This is a genomic window from Embleya sp. NPDC055664 (assembly GCF_053618075.1).
This window is the reverse complement of the sequence record NZ_JBSHGZ010000011.1, coordinates 212,176-231,727: the sequence shown is the minus strand read 5'-3', so window position 1 is coordinate 231,727 and position 19,552 is coordinate 212,176. Positions and strand designations below refer to the sequence as shown.

Annotated in this window: 20 protein-coding genes; 14 read left to right on the top strand and 6 right to left on the bottom strand. The window is 72.4% G+C overall.

The window, feature by feature from the left end; genetic code table 11:
* Positions 1-86 precede the first annotated feature (86 nt).
* A complete protein-coding gene (locus tag ACWGR4_RS21030; RefSeq protein WP_380004035.1) occupies positions 87-854 on the bottom strand; it encodes an MBL fold metallo-hydrolase in 768 nt (255 codons plus the stop codon).
* An 86-nt stretch (positions 855-940) separates the two neighbouring features.
* Between ACWGR4_RS21030 and ACWGR4_RS21025 the strand changes: the two genes are divergently transcribed.
* Positions 941-1,600: an ABATE domain-containing protein gene (locus ACWGR4_RS21025; protein ID WP_452128693.1), complete on the top strand. Its 660-nt coding sequence runs from the start codon at positions 941-943 to the stop codon at positions 1,598-1,600.
* 34 nt (positions 1,601-1,634) lie between these two features.
* On the opposite strand, the gene ACWGR4_RS21020 is transcribed toward ACWGR4_RS21025, so the two are convergent.
* From ACWGR4_RS21020 to ACWGR4_RS21010, 3 genes are all read right to left on the bottom strand, one after another.
* Positions 1,635-2,612 (bottom strand): ADP-ribosylglycohydrolase family protein, encoded by a 978-nt coding sequence (locus ACWGR4_RS21020; protein WP_380004037.1) that lies wholly within the window; start codon positions 2,610-2,612, stop codon positions 1,635-1,637.
* An 85-nt stretch (positions 2,613-2,697) separates the two neighbouring features.
* Positions 2,698-3,387, bottom strand: coding sequence for a haloacid dehalogenase-like hydrolase (locus ACWGR4_RS21015; protein ID WP_452128692.1), 690 nt, complete (start codon positions 3,385-3,387; stop codon positions 2,698-2,700).
* Between the two features lie 117 nt (positions 3,388-3,504).
* Positions 3,505-4,668 (bottom strand): acyl-CoA dehydrogenase family protein, encoded by a 1,164-nt coding sequence (locus ACWGR4_RS21010; RefSeq protein ID WP_380004039.1) that lies wholly within the window; start codon positions 4,666-4,668, stop codon positions 3,505-3,507.
* Positions 4,669-5,110: 442 nt separating this feature from the next.
* Between ACWGR4_RS21010 and ACWGR4_RS21005 the strand changes: the two genes are divergently transcribed.
* The 3 genes from ACWGR4_RS21005 to ACWGR4_RS20995 all read left to right on the top strand — a co-directional run bounded on the left by ACWGR4_RS21005 (position 5,111) and on the right by ACWGR4_RS20995 (position 7,494).
* Positions 5,111-5,347: a zinc-binding dehydrogenase gene (locus ACWGR4_RS21005; RefSeq protein ID WP_452128691.1), complete on the top strand. Its 237-nt coding sequence runs from the start codon at positions 5,111-5,113 to the stop codon at positions 5,345-5,347.
* Between the two features lie 201 nt (positions 5,348-5,548).
* On the top strand, positions 5,549-6,898 hold the full coding sequence (locus ACWGR4_RS21000) for an MFS transporter (protein ID WP_452128706.1): 1,350 nt from the start codon (positions 5,549-5,551) through the stop codon (positions 6,896-6,898).
* A gap of 2 nt (positions 6,899-6,900) precedes the next feature.
* Positions 6,901-7,494: a cysteine hydrolase family protein gene (locus tag ACWGR4_RS20995; RefSeq protein ID WP_452128705.1), complete on the top strand. Its 594-nt coding sequence runs from the start codon at positions 6,901-6,903 to the stop codon at positions 7,492-7,494.
* A 118-nt stretch (positions 7,495-7,612) separates the two neighbouring features.
* On the opposite strand, the gene ACWGR4_RS20990 is transcribed toward ACWGR4_RS20995, so the two are convergent.
* Positions 7,613-8,254 carry an NAD(P)-dependent oxidoreductase gene (locus tag ACWGR4_RS20990; protein ID WP_452128690.1) on the bottom strand — a complete coding sequence of 214 codons (642 nt, stop codon included), beginning with the start codon at positions 8,252-8,254 and terminating at the stop codon, positions 7,613-7,615.
* Between the two features lie 125 nt (positions 8,255-8,379).
* Here ACWGR4_RS20990 and ACWGR4_RS20985 point away from each other — a divergent pair, with 125 nt between their 5' ends.
* From ACWGR4_RS20985 to ACWGR4_RS20940, 10 genes are all read left to right on the top strand, one after another.
* Positions 8,380-8,877, top strand: a complete 498-nt coding sequence (locus ACWGR4_RS20985) for a MarR family winged helix-turn-helix transcriptional regulator (RefSeq protein ID WP_380004043.1) — start codon at positions 8,380-8,382, stop codon at positions 8,875-8,877.
* 422 nt (positions 8,878-9,299) lie between these two features.
* A complete protein-coding gene (locus ACWGR4_RS20980) occupies positions 9,300-9,824 on the top strand; it encodes an SRPBCC family protein (RefSeq protein ID WP_452128689.1) in 525 nt (174 codons plus the stop codon).
* An 830-nt stretch (positions 9,825-10,654) separates the two neighbouring features.
* A complete protein-coding gene (locus ACWGR4_RS20975; RefSeq protein ID WP_452128688.1) occupies positions 10,655-11,704 on the top strand; it encodes a hypothetical protein in 1,050 nt (349 codons plus the stop codon).
* Positions 11,705-11,754: 50 nt separating this feature from the next.
* The gene (locus ACWGR4_RS20970; protein ID WP_452128687.1) at positions 11,755-12,054 is read left to right on the top strand and encodes a hypothetical protein; all 300 of its coding nucleotides are present in this window, start codon (positions 11,755-11,757) and stop codon (positions 12,052-12,054) included.
* A gap of 154 nt (positions 12,055-12,208) precedes the next feature.
* A complete protein-coding gene (locus ACWGR4_RS20965; RefSeq protein ID WP_452128704.1) occupies positions 12,209-13,432 on the top strand; it encodes an ROK family transcriptional regulator in 1,224 nt (407 codons plus the stop codon).
* Positions 13,433-13,522: 90 nt separating this feature from the next.
* Positions 13,523-15,058, top strand: a complete 1,536-nt coding sequence (locus ACWGR4_RS20960) for an APC family permease (RefSeq protein ID WP_452128686.1) — start codon at positions 13,523-13,525, stop codon at positions 15,056-15,058.
* A gap of 59 nt (positions 15,059-15,117) precedes the next feature.
* Positions 15,118-16,326: an alanine racemase gene (locus ACWGR4_RS20955; protein ID WP_380004048.1), complete on the top strand. Its 1,209-nt coding sequence runs from the start codon at positions 15,118-15,120 to the stop codon at positions 16,324-16,326.
* Complete coding sequence (locus ACWGR4_RS20950) at positions 16,323-17,276, top strand: ROK family protein (RefSeq protein WP_452128685.1); 954 nt, start codon at positions 16,323-16,325, stop codon at positions 17,274-17,276. The genes ACWGR4_RS20955 and ACWGR4_RS20950 overlap by 4 nt, the downstream gene beginning before the upstream one ends.
* A 125-nt stretch (positions 17,277-17,401) precedes the next feature.
* The gene (locus ACWGR4_RS20945; protein ID WP_452128684.1) at positions 17,402-18,460 is read left to right on the top strand and encodes an SIS domain-containing protein; all 1,059 of its coding nucleotides are present in this window, start codon (positions 17,402-17,404) and stop codon (positions 18,458-18,460) included.
* Positions 18,461-18,676: 216 nt separating this feature from the next.
* Positions 18,677-18,961 (top strand): hypothetical protein, encoded by a 285-nt coding sequence (locus tag ACWGR4_RS20940; protein WP_452128683.1) that lies wholly within the window; start codon positions 18,677-18,679, stop codon positions 18,959-18,961.
* Here the strand turns inward: ACWGR4_RS20940 and ACWGR4_RS20935 are convergent.
* Complete coding sequence (locus tag ACWGR4_RS20935; RefSeq protein WP_452128682.1) at positions 18,931-19,548, bottom strand: N-acetyltransferase family protein; 618 nt, start codon at positions 19,546-19,548, stop codon at positions 18,931-18,933. The genes ACWGR4_RS20940 and ACWGR4_RS20935 overlap by 31 nt on opposite strands.
* Positions 19,549-19,552: the final 4 nt, after the last annotated feature.

Below are 19,552 nucleotides of genomic sequence, written 5' to 3'. Positions count from 1 at the left end.
ATGGCGAACCGGGCCTCGGGGCCGACCACTTGGTGTACTGGACCCGGACCGGGCAGCGCTGCCGTGCCGGCCGGTTTGCCCGGTGCTCAGGCGAGTTGCAGGCGGTCGATCAGGCCGGCCGCGGTGAACGCCTCGACGAGGGCGGTGCGGCCCTCCGTGAAGTGGCCCCAGCTGTCGAAGTGGACCGGGACGACGCGGCGCGCGCCGAGGATCGCGGCGGCCTCGGCGGCCTGGGCGCTGTCCAGGGTGAGCAGGGCGCCGTCGAACAGCGGGGTGCGGGCGGCGCCGGCGAAGAGTACGGCCGTGTCGACCGGGCCGACCCGGGCCGCGATCTTCTCGACCACGGGCAGGGACGCGTTGTCGCCGCTGACGTAGATGGTCGGGAGGTCGGCGGCGGTCAGGACGAAGCCGACGACCTCGCCGGTGATCGGCTCGCAGCCGTCCGGGCCGTGCTGGGCGGGGGTGGCCGTGACGGTCACGGTGCCGCCGCCGGGGCGGGGGACGTCGATCGTCGTCCACGGGGCCAGCGGGCGGGCGGTGCCGCCGAGGCGGTCCGCGCCGCTCGGGGTGGTCAGCACGAGCGGGACGTCGGCGAGGAGCGCGCGGCCGGAGTGGTCGAGGTTGTCCGGGTGTTGGTCGTGGGAGAGCAGGACCACGTCGATCGGGCCCAGGTCCGCCGGGTCGACCGAGGCCGGGGCGGTCTTGGTGAGGACGCGGTCGCCGACGGGGTACTCGCCGGGGGCGTCGAAGGCGGGGTCGGTGAGGAACGTGAGGCCGCCGTACTCGATCAGGGCGGAGGGGCCGCCGAAGACCCGAATGGCGATCTGCTCGTTGGTCGCGTCGAAACCGGTCACTGCACACCTCACGGATAATGGTTGTGTTTGCCGTGAGAAAAGCTAGCCGATTCTCACGGGGAACGGCAAGGCTTAACATGAGACTCATGAAGGAGATCTCGCCGGCCGCGTCCGCCGAGCCTGCCGCCGATCCTGTCGCGGACCTCGCCGCCGCCCGCCCCGTGCCCTCGGGGCCCCCACTCGCGCCGGGTGCCGAGCGGTACCTGTCCCTGGACCTGGCGAACAGCGATCTCGCCTTCCCCGGCGGCCGGGACGTGGATCTGCTCGGCACGCCCGAGTCGGCGAGGGAGTGGCTGGTCACGCGCGAGCTGGCGCCGGCGGAGGCCGTGCTCTACGACGTGTGCGCGGGACGCCTGCGGGCGCTGCGCGACGCGGTGCGGGCGCTGCTGTCGGCTCGGGTCGAGGAGGTGGTGGCGCCGGCCGACGCGGTACGCGCGGTCAACGACGCGCTCACCAGCGCGCCGTCGGCCGCGCTGCTGCACTGGGACGACGTACACGGCCCGTATCGCGCCCAGGCGCACCCGATCGACCAGATCGTCAACCACGCGATCGCCGTGCTGGCCGCCGACGCCGCCGACCTGCTGACCGCGCCCGACGCGGCGCGGCTCACCCCGTGCCGCGCCACGCCATGTCGCCGCTTCCTGGTTCGTACGCACGCGTCCCGGCAGTGGTGCTCGACACGATGCGGCGATCGGGTCCGGGCGGCGCGGGCCTATGCGCGCCGGACCCAGGGGAAGGCGGACTGACGGCGGGTGGGACCGGGGGTGGTCGTGGGCCGCGTCAGCGAGCCGCGCGCGGCGTACGGTTCAGCAGGTCGTGGGACAGGCGTAACAGGTCGGCCCGGCGCAGGACTTCACCGGCCGAGCCCGGGATCGGTACGTGCAGCCGGTCGGTCCAGCGGGTCGGGATGGCCGCGAGGCCGTATACGGCTCCGGCGAGCGCGCCGGTGACCGCGCCGACCGTGTCGGTGTCGCCGCCGAGGTCGATGGCGGCGCGCAGGGCGTATTCGTACGACGTCGTCCTCCGCAGCGCCCAGACCGCCGAGCCGAGACAGGGCCAGACCGCGCCGTTGAACTCGGTGGCATCGGCGGGGTGCCAGGTCGGGGACAGCACGACGGCGTAGCGGTCGCGATGGTCGGGATGTACCTCGTCGAGGGTCGCGGGCAGCGCGGCCACCGGGTCGTCGCCGTTCAGGGCCACCCGCAACAACTCGTGGAAGATCGCGGTGCCCTCCCACGCGGCGCGGTCGCCGTGGGTCAGCGCGGCGATGCGGCGGGCGGCGGCCATGGTGGCGGTACGGCCGTCGGCCGCGAACCAGACGGCGGAGGTGGTGGCGCGCATCAGCGAGCCGTTGCCGGCCGCGCGTCCGGTGGTCTGGAAGTGCACGCCGGCGGCGAGGTCCCAGGGCAGGCCGTTGGTGAGTACGTCCTCGGTCTGCAGACCGATGTCCTTCGGTTCGGCGCGGGCCCAGCGGCGGAAGCGGTCGAAGATGTCGGGAAGGTCCGATTCGCCGCGCTCCAGGAGGGAGTACGCCACGTGCACGGCCATCTGGGTGTCGTCCGTGGCCTCGCCCGCATCCCAGCCGCCACCACCGCACATCTCGTTCGCGTAGCGCGCCTCGGCCCGGGAACTCCCGGGCGGCGCCTCGGGAAATCGGGTGCCGAAGTCGCCCGGACGGCCGAACTCGAAGGGCGCTCCCAGCGCGTCCCCGACCGCCGAGCCGACGACGGCCCCTGCGGCGCGCTGCGTGATGTCCATACGGGCAGCGTAGGGGTCGACGCGGGGGCCGGATTCGAGGGTGTGTGCGATGGCGCCGGGCGGTCGGGGGGCGTTGCGATTCGCGCTACGGCGCGGACGGTTCGGTGGAGCGCAACACCACGTAGGTGGCGCCGAGATGGGTGTGGATCCGGCTGAGGTGGGTGGGGGAGGGGTCGATCAGATAGCGGTGGGCGGCGGCGGTCAGCAGGGGGAGGTCGACGGAACTGTCCGTGTAGGCGTGGGTGATCGGGCCGGTGATGCCGGCCGCGCGGATCCGCTCGACCTTGCGGACGCCCCGGCACGCCGGCAGCGGTCGCATGCCGGTTCGGCTCGCGGTGAGCCGGGAGGCGACCACGTCCACCGGGGCCAGGCCGAGTTCGCGGCAGATGGCGGCGGCGAGGGGTTCGGCGCAGGACGTCGCGATCACGACGCGGTCGCCGGCGACGAGGTGGGCTCGGGCGCGGTCGAGGGTGTGCGGGATTCGGTTGCCGTCGGATGTGCGCTCGGTGGCGAACTCCGTTGCAAGGGCGGCGAATCGGTGCGGGGGCAGGCCGATGGTGGCGAGTCGCAGGAGCAGGGCGAAGGCGCGGCGGCGGGTGGGGTGGAGGGCGTACAGGGGGGCGAGTATCGGTACGCACAGGGTCGCGGCGACGGCGCGCCAGAGGGAGCGGCGCAGCAGGGCGCGGGTGAAGTGGGTGAAGGAGTCGCCTCGGACGAGGGTGCCGTCGAGATCGAAGACGGCGATGGGGCGGGGGGTTGGCGGGGGGTGGGGCAAGGGGTGCGCTCCTTGGGCGGGGGTGGCCGTGGCGGCGTGGCGGGCGTGGCGGGGCGGGGCGGCCGGGCGTGGCCGGTGGCGTGGAGCGTACGGCGGGCGGCGGGCGGCGGCCGATGGTCAGCCGATGCGGCCCTTGCCGTCGACGAGTCGGCCGGCCACGAGCGTGCGCAGGATGTCGTTCGTGCCCTCGCCGATGCTCATCAGGACGGCGTCTCGGTACAGACGTTCGACCACGAACTCGGTGGAGTAGCCGTAGCCGCCGTGTACGCGCATGGCCTCCAGGGAGTTCTTGATCGCGACCTCGGAGGCGAACGTCTTGGCCATGCCGGTCTCCAGATCCACCCGATTGCCGGAGTCGGCGCGGACGGCCGCCCAGTAGACGAGCAGGCGCGCGGCTTGGAGGTCGGTGGCCATGTCGGCGAGCTTGAGCCGGATCGCCTGGAAGTCCGAGATCGCCTGCCCGAATGCATGCCGCTGTCGGCTGTACGCCAGCGCGGCATCGTAGGCCGCCTGCGCGATGCCGACCGACCGTGCGGCGATGTTGATCCGCCCGATCTCCAGCGCGCGCAGGGCCTGCCGGAGTCCTCGGCCCTCGACGCCGCCGAGGAGGTTGTCGGCGGGTACGCGGACCCCGTCCAACCGCAACTCGCAGGTCTCGGTACCCCGATAGCCGAGCTTGGGCAGATCCCGGACCACCTCGAAGCCGGGCCGGTCGGTCTCGACGAGCAGCACGCTCATGCCCTCGTGCGGCGGCACGGCGGCGGGGTCGGTCTTCACCAGGACGGGGAGTACGGCGGCGTGCCGGGCGTTGGTGATCCAGGTCTTGGCGCCGGTGACCACATAGGCGTCGCCGTTGCGGCGGGCGGTGGTCCGGATGCCCTGGAGATCGGAGCCGGCGTCCGGTTCGGTGAGCGCGATCCCGCTGCGCCACTCGCCGTCGGCCATCCGGGGGAGAAAGTGGGCCCGTTGCCCGGCCGTTCCGTCGCGGGCGATCATCGCACAGGCGAGCGAGTGTGTGCCGAGGATCCCGGCGACGCCCATCCAGCCCCGCGAGATCTCCTCGAAGACGAGCGCGTAGGAAACCTTGTCCAGATCGAGTCCGCCGAACTCCTCGGGCACAGTGATCCCGAACAACCCGAGCCGACGCATCCCGGCCACGATCTCGCCCGGATACCGCCCGGAATGCTCCCACTCGATCGCGACGGGCATGATCTCCCGCTCCACGAACTCCCGCAAGGTCTCCCGAAAAAGCCGCTGATCCTCGTCGAATTCAAAATCCATGACGGCGCTCCCGGTTGCTCGACGTGTCGGCCGGCCGAAGGAGCCACACAGCCACCGACACTCCCTCGCCGCCCGGGTGATACCCACCGAGAGCCGAGCACGCCCCGCCCAACGCGCAAGCCGCCGGGGTCGGCCGCGCCGTCCCCGGCGCATGCTATGGCCTGTCCGGCGGGTCGTGGTGGGGCCGCGGCGGATGGACCCGGTCGCACCCGGAACCCGAGCCGCGGTCGGAACCCGAGTCGCGGCCGGCACGTGCGTGGCCGTCGGGCGGGGCGCTTCGACGACGGGAATCCCTGGATTGACAAGGGTGTTGGGCCCTGCTGTCGGCATCCCCGGTGTGCAAGGCCCTTTCGTGCGCGCCATACAGATCGATCGTTTCGGTCCCCCTGATGTCCTCGGCATCGTCGAGGCTCCCGAGCCCCAGCCGGGGACGGCGGCCGGTATGCGTCGATCGCCACCCAAGCGGGCCCGGTCCCGGACCTGTCCGCGCGGTGTCCGGACCACGGTCAACCAGGTGCGCGAGGACGGCGAAGGACTGAACGAGTTGGCCGAGCTCGTCGACAGCGGATCGTTGCGTGTGCGTGTCCACTCCTCCTGCTTCGGGCTCCAAGAAGTCCGGGCCGCCCATGAGCGGTTCCTCCGGGGTGGCCTGGAAGGCAAGGTCACCGTGGTCTTTTGACGCCGCCCCTGGTCGGATGCCGGACGTTGCTCCGCGTGTGGGCCGGTCGGTGGTGGGTGTGGTGGGTGGGTAGGTGGGGCTCGGTGTACAACCTTTGGTTGTGGGGTGGGTGCTGGGTTGTTGTTTGAAGTCGGGGATCGTTGGTCGCTTTGATGTCTGGAGTTGGTGCTCGGGAGTTCGGGTGGTGAGGGGTGGGTGCGGGTGGTGGGTGGGCGGGATTTGGGGCGCGGGTTCGGGTGGCTCTGGGGGGCCTATGCCGTAAGTGCGTATGGGACGGCGTTCGGATTCGGGGCGTTTCCGCTGATTGCGGTGCTCGTGTTGCACTCGGGGCCGGCTCAGGTGGCGGTGTTGGCGGCTGCCGGGCGGGTGGTGGGGGCGGTGATCGCGGTGCCGCTCGGGCCCTGGGTGGAGTTTCGCCGCAAGCGGTCGGTCATGGTGGCGATGGACCTGGTTCGGTTCGCGGCGCTGACGAGCATTCCGGCTGCGTTCGCGTTCGGGCGGCTGAGTTTTGTACAACTTCTCGTGGTTTCGGTGGTCGTGGCCGCCGCCGATATCGCGTTCAAGGCGGCGAGCGGGGCGTATCTGAAGTCGCTGCTGCCGCCGGCAGACCTGCTCGTTGCGAACAGCCGGTTCGAGTCCACGAGTTGGACCGCGATCACGGTCGGGCCGCCGCTCGGTGGGGCCGCGATCGGGTACTTCGGTCCCGTGACGACCGTGCTGGCCGACGCGGTCAGCTATCTGTTGTCGGCGCTGGGGATTCGTGCCATCGGCGGTACGGAGACGCCTCCCGAGCGGAGCGGTGCGCCCCGGTTGCGGGCCGGTGATCTGCTCGACGGGTGGCGCTACATCCTCGGTCATCCGGTATTGCGGCCGCTGTTCTTCAATACGGTCGTGGTCAACGGGTTGATCATGGCCGGTGAGCCGCTGCTCGCCGTACTCCTGTTGGGTCCCCTCGGGTTCGAACCGTGGCAGTACGGGCTGATGTTCGCCGCTCCGTGTGTGGGTGGGCTGGTCGGTGCCCGGTTGGCGCGGCGACTCGTGGCGCGGTTCGGGCGGCGTGAGGTGTTGCTCGTGTCCGGGGTGTTGCGCGCGTGCTGGCCGGTGGGGCTGGCGTTCGTGCGGCCCGGGGTTTCCGGGATGGTGCTCGTGATCGTTCTGCAGTTCGGATTGGTGGCTTGTTGCGGTGTGTTCAATCCCGTACAGGCCACCTATCGGCTGGACCACACCGATCCCGACCGGGTCGCCCGCACGCTGACCGCGTGGTCGGTCAGCAGTACCGCCTCCATCGCCGTGCTGACCGCGTCGGCGGGCGTACTGGCCGCCGCCGCAGGTACCCGCACCGCGATCGCCGTCGCCGGGATATTGCTTCTGGCGACCCCGCTGCTGCTCCCGGGGCGCGGGGAGCCGCCGGGCGGCGAAGCGATCGAACCGGCGCGCCCTGAAGCCGGCGATCCGGCACCCCACGAAGCCGCCGACCAGGCGCCGACAGGCTCGGCGCCCGATCGGGCGCACAGCGACCACGCATCGTCGGAAGGGAAGACCCCCGCGTGACCATGCTCGACCCCGTACAGACCGCCCTGCTCGTGCTGGACTACCAGCCCGCCATCCTCGCCGCGTTGCCCGACGGAGAGGAGTACGGGCATCGCGCCGCGCTCCTCGCTCGTATGGAAGGGATCATCTCCGACGTGCGGGCCGCCGGCGGTACCGTCGCCCATGTCCGGGTCGGCTTCACCGCGGCCGACTGGGACACGATTCCCGCCGCGAACAAGTCCTTCGCGCCGGTGGCCCGATACCGGCTCATGCACCACGAGGACCCCGCCGTCGCCATCCACCACCGGTTGGCTCCGCGCGACGGCGACATCGAGGTCCGCAAGGTGCGCTACGGCGCGATGTCCACCACCGACCTGGATCGGCGCCTACGCGAGCGCGGTATCGACACCCTGGTCGTGGCCGGTGTCAGTACCGGCGGCGCCGTGTTGTCCACCGTCGTCGACGCGGCCGACCGCGACTATCGGCTGTACGTGCTCTCCGACGGCGTCGCCGACCCGGATCCCGAGGTCCATCGCGCCCTGCTCGACCATGTGTTCCCGACCCGGGCCGACGTCATCGACACCGCCGAGTTGCGTGCCCTGCTGCGGGCCGGCTGAGCCTGCGGTCGACCCGATCCGCGGTCGGGAGGGTCGCGCCGCGGCGATCCTCCCGACCGTGGCGGGCGCGGTTCCCGTGTCGCTGCGCCGGCGCCGGCGTACCGTTCCGCCGCCCATGTCAGTACGCCACCGTGAAACGTGCGCGGTGGTGGCGCGGGTTCTCCGCCTCGTCGACCAGGGCCACGGCCAGGTCCTCCATCGAGATCGCGGAGACGCCGTCGTCGTCGACCAGGAGTTCGTCGCCGCCGACGCGGAAGATTCCGGTACGGGTGCCCGGTTGCAGGTGGGCCGGCGGGCTGAGGTAGGTCCAGTTCACCGCGGAGTCGGCGCGGAAGACGTCGAACTGGGCGTTGCAGGCCAGGGCGATGCCGCGCCACGCGGTGGGGACGAATCGCGGGTCGTCGACCGCCATGGTGTCGCTTGCGCCCGGGACGCGCAGGCTGCCCGCGCCGCCGACGGTCAACAGCCGTACGTCGGTGCCGGCCAGGCCGGACAGCAGCGCCTCGGCGGTGGCGGCCAGCTCCCGTTCGCTGCCGTGGGGTGGGCGGGTGGCGCTGATCACCAGGTCCTGGTCGGCGCCGAGGGCGGCGACGTCGTCGGCGCGGGCGGCGTCCCCGATCCGGGCTTCGGCGCGGGGATCCAGGTCGGGGAAGCGGGCCCGGTCGCGGACCACGGCGGTGACCTCGTGGCCCCGGAACAGGGCTTCGGAGACGACGCGGCTGCCTACGCTGCCGGCTGCTCCGAATACGGTGATGCGCATGGTGGGGTGTGCCTTTCCGGGGTGCGATCGATTCCTTAACGCTAAGGGAAATGTACCTCAGCGCTAAGGTAAATGCGAGGGCGTCGCGAGCCGCTTCGGCGGGCGGATTCGGCTAGCCTGACGCCGTGGCAGATCACGTCGACCTTGTGCTGGAGCAATGGGGTACGCAGCGCCCCGATCTGGACGCGTCACCGATGGCGGTGCTCGCCCGACTGTCCCGCGCCGCGCGTCTGGTCGGCATCGAGCTGACCCGGACCTTTGCCGAACACGGGCTCGACGCCTCGTCGTTCGACGTACTGGCGACCCTGCGCCGCAACCCGCCGCCGCATCGACTGAGCCCCACCGAGCTGATGCGCTCATCCATGGTCACCTCGGGCGCCATCACCCAGCGGCTGGACCGCCTGGAGGCGCGCGGCCTGGTGTCCCGCAGCGCCGACGAGTCGGACGGCCGCAGCGTATTGGTCGCCCTCACGGACGCGGGCCGGGAACTGATCGACGAGGTGCTGCCGGCACACATCGAAACCGAACAACGCCTGCTCGCCGCGCTCACCCCCAAACAACGCTCCGCCGTCGCGGACGGCCTACGGGCGCTGCTGGAATCCCTCGGCGACGCGAGGGGGTGAGGGCGGCCTGGGCGGCGTGGGCGGCGCGGGCGCGCCGGGGTGAAGGCGCGGTTGAGCGCCGGTCCGAAGGCGGAGCCTGAACCGGGCCCGAGTCACGCCTGAACCGGTCTGAGAGTGGGGCCTGAAACCGGGCCGAACGTCGGGCCGAACGCCCGGCGAAGCGAGGCAGGCGCGGCGCAGAGGCGGAAGTCAGGAAAGCCTGGCGAAGACGCGGGAGGCGTGGGGTGCGCGGAAGGCCCGGCGATGGCCCGAGGTCGAACGCCCGGACGACGCGTCTCGGCGGGACGTCTGCCCAACCCCGGATGCCGAGCCGGATCGCGGCGGTCGCGTCCGGTTGTGTCGCCGCCCGAGCCCCTGCCTTCCGGCGCCCGCGCCGCCGTGATCGCGAATGGAACGCCCGTCGAACGGATAGCAGTACGCGCATGGTTCTTCACACGCGTTCCGTGCAGGTCGCAGCCTCCACCGACCAGGCGTACATGGTCTTGTCGGATACCGACAGGCTCCCCGAATACTTCCCGCCGGTGACCGCCGTCCGGACCACCTCGGCCCACGCGGTCGTGGTGACCGCCGGTGAGGCCGCGCAATCCGTCGCGGCCGAGGTCGACCTGGACCGGGACGGCCCCGGCACCCGCATCGAGTGGGCCGTGCGCGGTACGCCGTACACCGGCATCGTCATCGTCCAGGACGGCCCCAGCGACATCGACAGCATCGTCACCGTCATGGTCGAGGACGGCCGGGATCCGCTCGACCCGGGCGCGGTCGAGGGCGAGCGCGTCCACGACTCGGCCCAGTTCGGCGGCAAGAAAGGCGGCGAGGCGTTGTCGGTGGACGCCCTGACCCGACACCGGGCAGCCGGCGCGGACACCGACCTCGCCGTCGGCGACATCCTCGAACGCGGCCTCGACCACCTGCGGATCTACCTCGAGAGCGGCCGGCGGCAAGGCTGACGCCGCAGCCGCCCGACCCCGCGCCCGCCACCACCCGCCCCGAGCGAACCCCGGCCCACCACCCGCCGCTCGGGGCGCGCTCGTGCCCGGCCGACCGGCCGGTGCCCGGCCGCCCCGCGCACAAAGCGCAACCGACCCCACCCGCCGAACCCAATCGAGCGCGTGCCCCCAGAGGCCGCCCGAAGCCCCATCACGAAAGCCCACCGAATCCCACACACGCACCCCACCCGAAGCCCAGCCCCGCAACACACCGGAAGACCCACCCGCAAAACGCATCCAAAAACCCACTCCCGCAGCCCCCCGCAGGCCCGCATCCGACCGGCGCCCCACCCGCGAAGTCCAACCAAATCTCTGCCCACGTGGCCCGACCGAAGCCCCACACGCGCAGCCCGCCCCAGGCCCGAGCCCGCAACGCGGCGAGAGTCCAACGCGCAGAACGCAACCAAAGACCCGCTCCCGCAGTCCGCCCGCCGGCGAGGACGCGCGCAACCGACCGCAGGCCCCTCCGGTGATCCGCCCGAAGGCCCGCCCGCGCCGTGCGATCGGCGTCCCGTTCGCGAAGGCCGGCCCAAGGGCCGCAGTGGCGGCTCGACCCGAGGTGCGCTCGGCAAGGCCGACCGAAGACATGCTTCGGCTGCCCGCTCGGTGCCTCGGGGGTGGGGCAACTCCCCTGCTGCGTAAGCGGGTTACCCAACCACCCGGCTATTCGCCACGTCCCCGAAACTTCTTGGGGCAATCGGGCAGATCCGACCCTCCGGGAGGGTCGACGCGAGTAGGTTCCGGCCAGGGGCATCCGTTCGGCTGCTCGGGGACGCGCGGAAGGATCGGCGATGCCACTCACCGCTTCCAGCACCTGTTACTCCTGCGAGCGCCGCTTCGTCGAGGACTCCGACGAGGAGTATCGCTCGGTGTTCGAATGCCCGACCTGTCGGGACGTCTTCGTGCACGAGAGGTGCAGCAGCTACTGCCTGGCGTGCGGGAACGCCGAACTGCGGGACGTATCCGGCCGCGTGGTCGCCCTGCGCGAGAGCACGACGCGTGAGGAGAAGGAGAAGAAGGGCAAGGAGTCGGCCAAGCCCGGGACGCCCCCGGCACCTGCACCCACGACCACCGGCGTCGGCGCCGGTGCTCTGTCGATGACTGCCGCCGAGCGCGAACGACTCGAAGCCGAGGCCCACACGAAGCTCCTGCCCGCCGACGACGATGACGATGAGGACGAGCCGGCCTTCGCTCTCGGGACGGTGAACTCCGTGGACACCTCGAACGAGTTCGGCGCCTTCGATCGCAGCTTCCGCTGGGTGCCGCCCGTGGGCGCGACCGGGTACATCGTCCAGCGCATCGACCGCACCGAGCGGGTGAACCGCGACGACGGGGCGATCGACGACACGCGCAGTTCGGTGGCGCGGTACTGGGAGGCATGGCCCGTGGTCGACGGCACGGTCCGGGGCGCGGACGGGACGACCGTGCTCGATACCGGCGCACACGATTCGTGGGTGGCCGGCGACCTCCCGGCCTGCCGGGGTCGGCACGGCCGCTGGGAGATCATCGGCACCGTGTACTGGCTCCCGCAGGGGACCCCGCTGCCCGCCGTCTTCCGGCGCGGGGCGGTGCCGGCCGCGTCCCCGTTCCTGCTCTCGACCTTCGAGGATCCGCACCTGGTCGGCGAGTCGCTGATGGTGCACTCGTGCTCCGGATCCTGGGACGCCCGCACCCTGACCGCCGCCTGTGAATTACTGGCCAGGTGGCAGGCCGGCGACGTCCTGACCGACGGCGTGACCGAGACCCTGAAGACCCTGACCGACGACTACCGCTTCAGCCACGCCATCGCCGCCGCGGCGGTGCGGTGGGGCCAGGGCCGGGGGTACACCTTCCAGCCGTAGGTTCCGCGTCGACGAAATCGGCTCGACGGGGGCGCCCCGTCGAGCGAAGCATGGGCGCGTGGCGCTCCGGAGCGCGGCGAGATCTCGGGATCGACGTCGTCGACGCGGCCTGTGTCGCGCTCGTCGCGGGGCTCGACAGCCCCGGCCTGCGGATCCCGGCTGTCTGTACGCGCGCCGAGGCGGTTCGTGACGTGCACGAACTGCTCCCCGTGGCGCTCGGAGAACTCGGTCTCGCCTTTTACGCGTTCGGCGGTGCCGGCGCCCGGACCGCGGCGGAGATCGATGCGGGGATCACGGCGGAGGCCCGGCGCCCGAGCCGACTCACCGCATCCGCGGACGGACCCGGCTGACGCGTGCCCCCGCGGTCCGCGGGGGTGCGGGGAGTTGTCGGATGCATGCTCACTGTTGTCCTGATTTGGGGCCGTCTTGATGGACCCTTGACACCTCCCTTCTCCGGGCTTAATTTTCTCTCACTCTGAAATATTTTCACTCTGAGAGGTGAACATGGCGGAGACGGCGGATGCCCGATGGGCCAACCGTTCCAGCCTGCTCGCGGTGCTGCTGGCCGGTGGGCAGCACAGTCGCGCGGGCCTCACCCAGCAGACCGGGCTCAGCGCCGCCACCGTGTCCCGGGTGGTCGAAGGGCTGCTGGACGAGGGCCTCGTCCGTGAGGGCGCCGTGCTCCAGACCGGCCGGCGGGGTCGCCAGGGTGTGGTGATCGAGGTCGCCGCGGAACGCGGTGTCGCGGTCGGCGTCGACCTCGGCGGAACCACCTGCCGGTTCCTGGCCACCGACCTGCTCGGCCGCTCGCCGCGCTACCACGAGGAGCCCACGCCCCGACACCTCGCCGCCGATCACCTCGCGGACTGGCTCGCCGAGCGGGTCCGCGCGCTGTACGCCACCGCCGGGCCCGCCGCCGGGTCCGACACCACCCGGCCCGGCGCCGCGCCCGATGTGCTGCGCGCGGGCGTGATAGGTCTGCCCGGAGCGGTCGCGGCCGATGGGCTGGAGGTACGCGGCGCGACCAACCTCCCGCAGATCGAGGGCGACCTGTTCACCCGCCGGCTGCGCCGCGCCCTGGAGGGCACCGTCGCGTTCGGCAACGACGCCGACCTCGCCCTGGAGGGCGAACTCCGGCACGGCGCCGCGCGCACCGCCGACACTGCCGTGATGTTCACGGTCGGTGCAGGCTTCGGCGCGGGTGTGGCCGTGGATCGGCACATCCGGGGCGGACCGACCGGCCTGGTCGGCGAGTTCGGCTTCCTACCCGTCGACTCCGACGACCACACCGTGGAGGAACTGGTCGGCGCCGAGGGCCTGATGCGTGCCGCCCGCGAGGCCGGCCTCGACGTGGCCACCGCCGCCGACGTCTTCACCGATACCGCGCCGGCCGCCCGCGCCGTGGTCGAACGCTTCGAGTGCGCCCTCGGCATCGCGCTGACCGCGGTCACCATCGCATACGAGCCCGAACTGGTCGTCCTCGGCGGCCGGGTCTCCGCCTCCATCGACGCCGCGATGACCACCCGGCTACGCGAGCGGGTACGCCGACGATTGCCCGCCTGCCCCGAGCTGGTGCACTCCGAACTGGCCGACCTGGCAGGCGCGTTGGGCGCGGTGTCGCGCGGCCTTACCGCATTGCGCGTGCGCTTCGATGTCGCGCCCGACGCGGCGGCGGCGGTCCGAGCCGACCTCGACCTCGCGGCATTGCTGACGCCACGGGCGCACTGAGCCCGACCCCCACCCCACAGGCGCGCGTCCCCACCCTCCCCGCACCTCCGGGGCCCGTCCCGCCCCACCGAACCGCCTGGAGTACCACCCATGTCCACCGCACTGCCCTCGCCGCCCGCGAGTCCGAACCCGAAAGGCGGGTCGCTCCGCCGCAACACGCTGTCGGTGTTCGGCGCCGTCGCCATGTGTATGGCCTTCATGGGCCCCGCCACCAGCGTCGCGTTCAACACGCCGCCCGCCGCGGCCGGCGCCGGGTACGCGCTGCCGCTCGCCATCGTGCTGGCCATGGTCGCCAGCCTCCTGGTGGCCAACACCATCGCCGCGTTCGCCCGCAAGCTCCCGGCGGCCGGGTTCGCCTACACCTACAACAGCCACGGGTTCGGCAAGTCCGGCGGCTTCCTGTCCGGGTGGCTGCTGCTGCTCACCTACGGCATGGTCGGGCCGATGTTGTTCGCCGCGCTCGGCGGGTACAGCCACGACTTCCTGGACAGCCAGTTCGACATCCGCGTGCCGTGGCAGGTGATGTCGTTGGCGTTCGCCGCCGTGGTGTGGGGCGTCAACTCGCTCGGGGTGTCCAGTTCGGCCAAGACCGCGCTGATCTTCCTGGTCCTGGAGGTCGGCGTACTGCTCGGCCTGGCCGGGGTGATCCTCGGCGACGGCGGCGACTCGGGCCTGTCGGTGGCGCCGTTCAACCCGGCCGACTCCATCGACGGGTTCAGCGGCCTGGGTACCGGCATGCTCTGGGGCATCCTGATGTTCATCGGCTTCGAGTCGGTGGCCACCCTCGGCGAGGAGGCGCGCGGCGCCAAGCGCAGCATCCCGCTCGCGCTGTTCACGGCCGTCGCGGTGATCGGCACCTTCTACGTACTGATGGCCTACTCGACCTCGATCGGCTTCGGCTCCGCGCACGGCTCGGACCTGGCCGGCGACGCCGCGCCGCTGACCACGCTGGTCGACCGCTACTGGGGCGTCACCTGGATCCTCGCGCTGACCGTGATCGTCAGCCAGTTCGCCAACGTCGTCTCCGGCTCGAACGCGGCCGTGCGGGTGTTGTTCTCGATGGGCCGCGAGGGGGTGTTGCCGCGCTTCCTCGGCCGCACCAACGAGCGCCACGTGCCGCAGTCGGCGATCACCGCGTACTTGGGCTTCTCCCTCGTGTTCGCGCTGGCCCTGGGCAGCGGCTTCGGCGGCGACCTCGGTCCGCTGGGCGTGTACGGGTTCGCCGGCACCATTCTCGGACTCGGCATGGTGATCATCTACATCCTGATGAGCATCGCGGTGATCCGGTTCTACCTGCGCGAACACCGGGGCGAGTTCGCCCTGTTGCGGCACGGGATCCTGCCGGGCGCGACGGTGCTGCTGATGCTGTTGCCGATCTACGGCCAGCTGTGGCCGGTGCCGGATCATCCGAACAACCTCGTGCCGTACGTGATCGTCGGCTGGATGGTGCTCGGCGCCGCGTATCTGGTGTGGGCACACCGCTCGCGACCGGAGGTATTGGCCGCGATGGGACGGGTGTTCGAGGACGAACCGGGTGACGACACGTCGGGCGCGACCGACGCCTCGACCGGGTCGTCCCGGACCGCGTCGACGGGGGTGGTGCCGGTGTCGACCGGCCGGACCTGATCCGTACACCGCTCAGCTGCCCGCATCCCGCCCGCGCCCGCCCGCGCCAAGGAGACCCGATGTTCCTGGACCGACTGCTCGCCCACAACCGCCCCCTGATCGACGCCGTCGTGACGGCCCATCAGGCCGGCGAACTGCTCGCCAACACCTACGTGGTGGACCTGGACACGGTGGCCCGCAACGCCGCCGCCATCGCCGACGCGGCCCGGGCGCGCGGGTTGTCCACCTACGTGATGGCCAAGCAGTACGGGCGCAACCCCGACGTGACCCGCACCGCGATCGAGGCCGGCCTCGGTCCCGTCGTCGCGGTGGACACCGCCTGCGTCTCGGCGGCGGTGCGTCACGGACTCCCGGTCGGCCACATCGGGCACCTCGTGCAACCGCACCGGGGCAGCGAGGACTTCGTGGTCGGCGCCGACCCCGAGGTGGTCACCGTGTTCTCGCTCGACGCCGCGCGCCGCATCGGCGCGGCGGCGCTGCGTCGGGGCGGCCCGCCCGTGTCGGTGCTGCTGCGGGTGCACGGCGAGGGGGACCGGTTCTACTTCGGCCACGGCGGCGGCTTCCCGGCCGCCGACGTGGAGGCCGCCGCACGGGCGGTGCATGCCATCGAGGGCGTTGCGGTACACGGCGTCACCACGTTCCCGGCCCTGCTCGCCGACCCGGACAACCGGCGGATCGCCGCCACCCCGAACCTGACCACGCTGGTCACGGCCGCCGACCGCCTGCGCGCGGCCGGGTTCGACATCCGCCAGGTCAACGCACCCGGCACCACCTCGGCCCGCTCGCTGGCCATCGCCGCCGACGCCGGGGCCACGCACGTCGAGCCGGGCAACGCGATCCACGGGACCACGCCGCTGCACGTGTTCTCCGAGGACGCCCCCGAGCAGCCGGCGATCGTGTACGTGACCGAGGTCTCGCACGTGGACGGGGACGACGCGTACGCGTTCGCCGCCGGGCACTACATCGACAAGGTCCTCGGCGACTTCCGACTCACCGCCCTGGTCGGCCGGGACGCGGCGACCGCGACCGAACGGGTGGCGCGCGTGGATACCGCCCCCGATGGGGCGATCCACTACTACACGGTGCTGCGCGACGCCCGGCGTCTGGACATCCATCCGGGCGACACGGTGGTGATGTGCTTCCGGCCGCAGGCGTTCGTCACGCGAGGGCGCACCCAGGCGGTCGCCGGGCTGCACACGGCCGGGGGGGCGCCGGTGTGGGGGAGCAGGTACGACGCGGAGGCGCGGGTCGTGGAGGACGCGTCGTGACACGTGGTGCGCGTGCGATAGTCGCGCTGGACATCGGCGGCACCAAGACCGCGATGGCCACGATCGATGCCGCCGGGGTGATGTCGGCCGGACGGCGGGTGCCCACGCGCGTTCCCGGTGAGGACATGGGGCGCGCGTTCGATCGGCTGCTCGGGGCGGCCCGGGATCAGGTCGCGGCGGCGACCCGGGGCGGGCGGCACGAGGTGGTGGCCGTGGGCCTGGTGTGTCCGGGGACGGTGACCGCGGCCGGGGTGGAGCTGTCGCCGAACCTGCCCGGCATCGAGCGGGTGGACGTCCTGGGCCGGGCCCGGGAGGCGTTCGGGGCGCTGCCGGTGGTGGTGGCCAACGACGTCAAGGCGGCGGGGCTGGCCGAGGTGCGCTCCGGTGCGCTCGTCGACGCCGATCCGGGGTTGTTCGTCAATCTGGGTACGGGCGTGGCCGCCGCGCTCACCGTCGGCGGCCGGGTCGTGGGCGGCGCGCGGGGCGTGGCCGGCGAGATCGGCTACGCGTTGGCGCCCGGCCGCCCGGACGAGCCGGACCTGGAATCGCTGATCGGCGGCGGTCCGTTGCTGGCCCGCACGCAGGCCCTGTACGCGCTCGGCGGCACCGGCCCGGCCCCCGACGCGGCGGCGATCCTGACCTCCGCCGATCCCCGGCTGCGCGCGGTCGCCGACCAGGCGCTCGACGTGCTCGCGGGCCATGTGCTCAACCTGTACCTGGCCCTGGACCCGACCCGGATCGCCCTCGGCGGCGGGTTGATGGCCGCGGCCGACCGGGTCCTCGACGTACTGCGCGGCTTCGTCGCCAAGTACGCGCCCGGCGCCGCCGCCCCGGACGAGGTGATCGTCGCGGCGCGGCACATCCACGACGGCGCGCTGCGTGGCGCCGCCGCCCTGGCCTGGGACATCGCCCGCGGCGAACGCCCGAAGTGGGCGCTGGTCACGCGATGAGCCCGACCCCCCGAACCGCCCTTCCCGAACCGATCGACCCAGCGCGGACCCCAGCAAAGCCGACCGAAGCAAGGCCGACCCAAGCACAGCCGACCGAAGCGAAGCCGACCGAAGGGACCAACGCCATGACCCCCGCAACCCCCGGCACGCCGACCACCGACCACCCCACCGTCCCCGGGGCCGTGATGGCCGCCGAGATGGCCGAACAGCCCGACGTGCTGGGCCGGTTGGTCGCCCGCCTGCCCGAACTCGGCGAGGCCGTTCGGGCCGCGCTGCCCACACCGCTGCTCGGGTCGACGCTGATCGCGCGCGGATCCTCGGACAACGCCGCCGTGTTCGGCCGCTACCTGTACGAGCCGGCGTCCGGTCGCCCGGCGGGCCTGGCCGCGCCCAGCCTGGTGACCCGCTACGGCGCGCGCACCGACTACTCCGGCTACCTGGTCACCGCGCTGAGCCAGTCGGGCCGCACCCCCGAGATCGTCACGGCGGTCCGGGCCGCGCGCGAACAGGGCGCCAGGGTCGTGGCGATCACCAACGAGGCGGACAGCCTGCTCGCCGCCGAGGCCGACGTCCTGGTCGCCACCGACGCCGGCACCGAGATCGCGGTCCCGGCGACCAAGACCGTCACCGCCCAACTCCTGGCCGTGGTCGGCATCGCGCTCGCCCTCGGCCCGCTGCCGCCGACCGTCGCCGATCTTGCCGACCTGGCCGAACTCCCCGACGCGGTACGCCGGGTGCTGGCCGACGCCGACGCGTGCGAGAGGCTCGCCGCCGACTGGGCGCACCACGACCGCCTGGTCGTGGCCGGCCGGGGCCTCGGCGGCGCGGTGGCGTTGGAGGGGGCGCTCAAGATCCGCGAGACCTCCGGCGTATTCGCCGAGGGCATCTCGGTCGCCGACCTGCTGCACGGCCCGATCGCCGCACTGGGCGCCCGCGTTCCGGTCCTGCTGATCGATCTGGGCGGCCCCACCGCGTCCGACATCGCCCAACTGCGCGAGCGCCTGGTCGCCGACGGCATCCCGCACGCGACGGTGGCCCCCGAACTCGGCGGCCTGCGTACGGAAGCCGCCCGGGCCATCGCCACCACCGTGCATCTGCAGAATCTGGCCCGCACGTTCGCCCTGCGCCGAGGGGCGAACCCGGATGCTCCGGCGGGTCTGGCGAAGGTGACGCCGACGACCTGACGCGTCGGATCGCACATCCCGTCCGCGCAAATCTCGTCCCGCGAACGCCGAACCGTTCGAGGCCCCGGTACGTATCTGACTATGTGGTGTGTTGTCACTCGGCTATTTCCGACAACACCCGCGAGGCCAGGAATCAACCGGATCGGGGGGCGGTCGCTCGGAAGACAGGGCCCGAGCGATCGCACGGTTCGCGGGAATCGAGGAGAGCGAACGAACATGAACGGGGACAACGGGGAACTGGGGCGATCGGCCACGGACTTCCGGGATTCGGGGGAGCCCAAGGAATCGACGGAGCCGCCCCGACGCCACGGCGACCGGCCCGAGGGCAACACCCGGTCGGCGCACGGCAGTACACCCACCGGGCGCACCAACGGCGTCAAGCCACCCGGCACGGGACGGCCGACGACCGGCACCACCAACGGGATCAAGCCACCGACCGGGTCGGCCGTCGCGGGGGCGGTCGGCCCGCATCAGGTGCGGGGCGAGGAGGGCGGTCGCTGAGCGGGGCTGATCGGGCCCGGCCGGTTCGAGGCGTGCGGCAGGTCGACGGCGTGCGCCAGATCCACGGCGTGCGCCAGGTCCACGGCGAAGTGCCACTGGCCGTCCTGCAGTTCCGTGTAGCGCAGGTTCGGAAACGCCGCGTACAGCGCCTTGCGCGCGCCCCGGTTGTCGACCCGGATCTGGGCGTGCAGGACGCGTACCCCGGCCGCCCCGGCCAGGGACGCGACCTGCCCGACCAACCGGGTGCCGAGGCCGTGCCCCTGGTACCGGTCGCCGACCAGGGCGGCGATGTCGGCGTGACCGGGCTCGTCGTCGAGTCCGTACTCCGCCCAGCCCACGATGCGGCCCCCGCTGTGGGCCACACACGCATTCCACCTGCCGTGTGCCCGGGCCTGGATGATGTGGGCCCGATACCAGTCGGGGATCGTGGTACTCGCGGCGCCGAATCGCGCGGCGAGTGCGTTCGGCGAGAAGTGCGCGCCGGCTCGCCCGAGTTCGTCGACATCGTTCGAGCGCCACGGGCGCAGGTGCACGGTGTCGGCGAGGGTTACGGGGACTACGGGGGCTACCGGGACTACGGGGGTCATGACG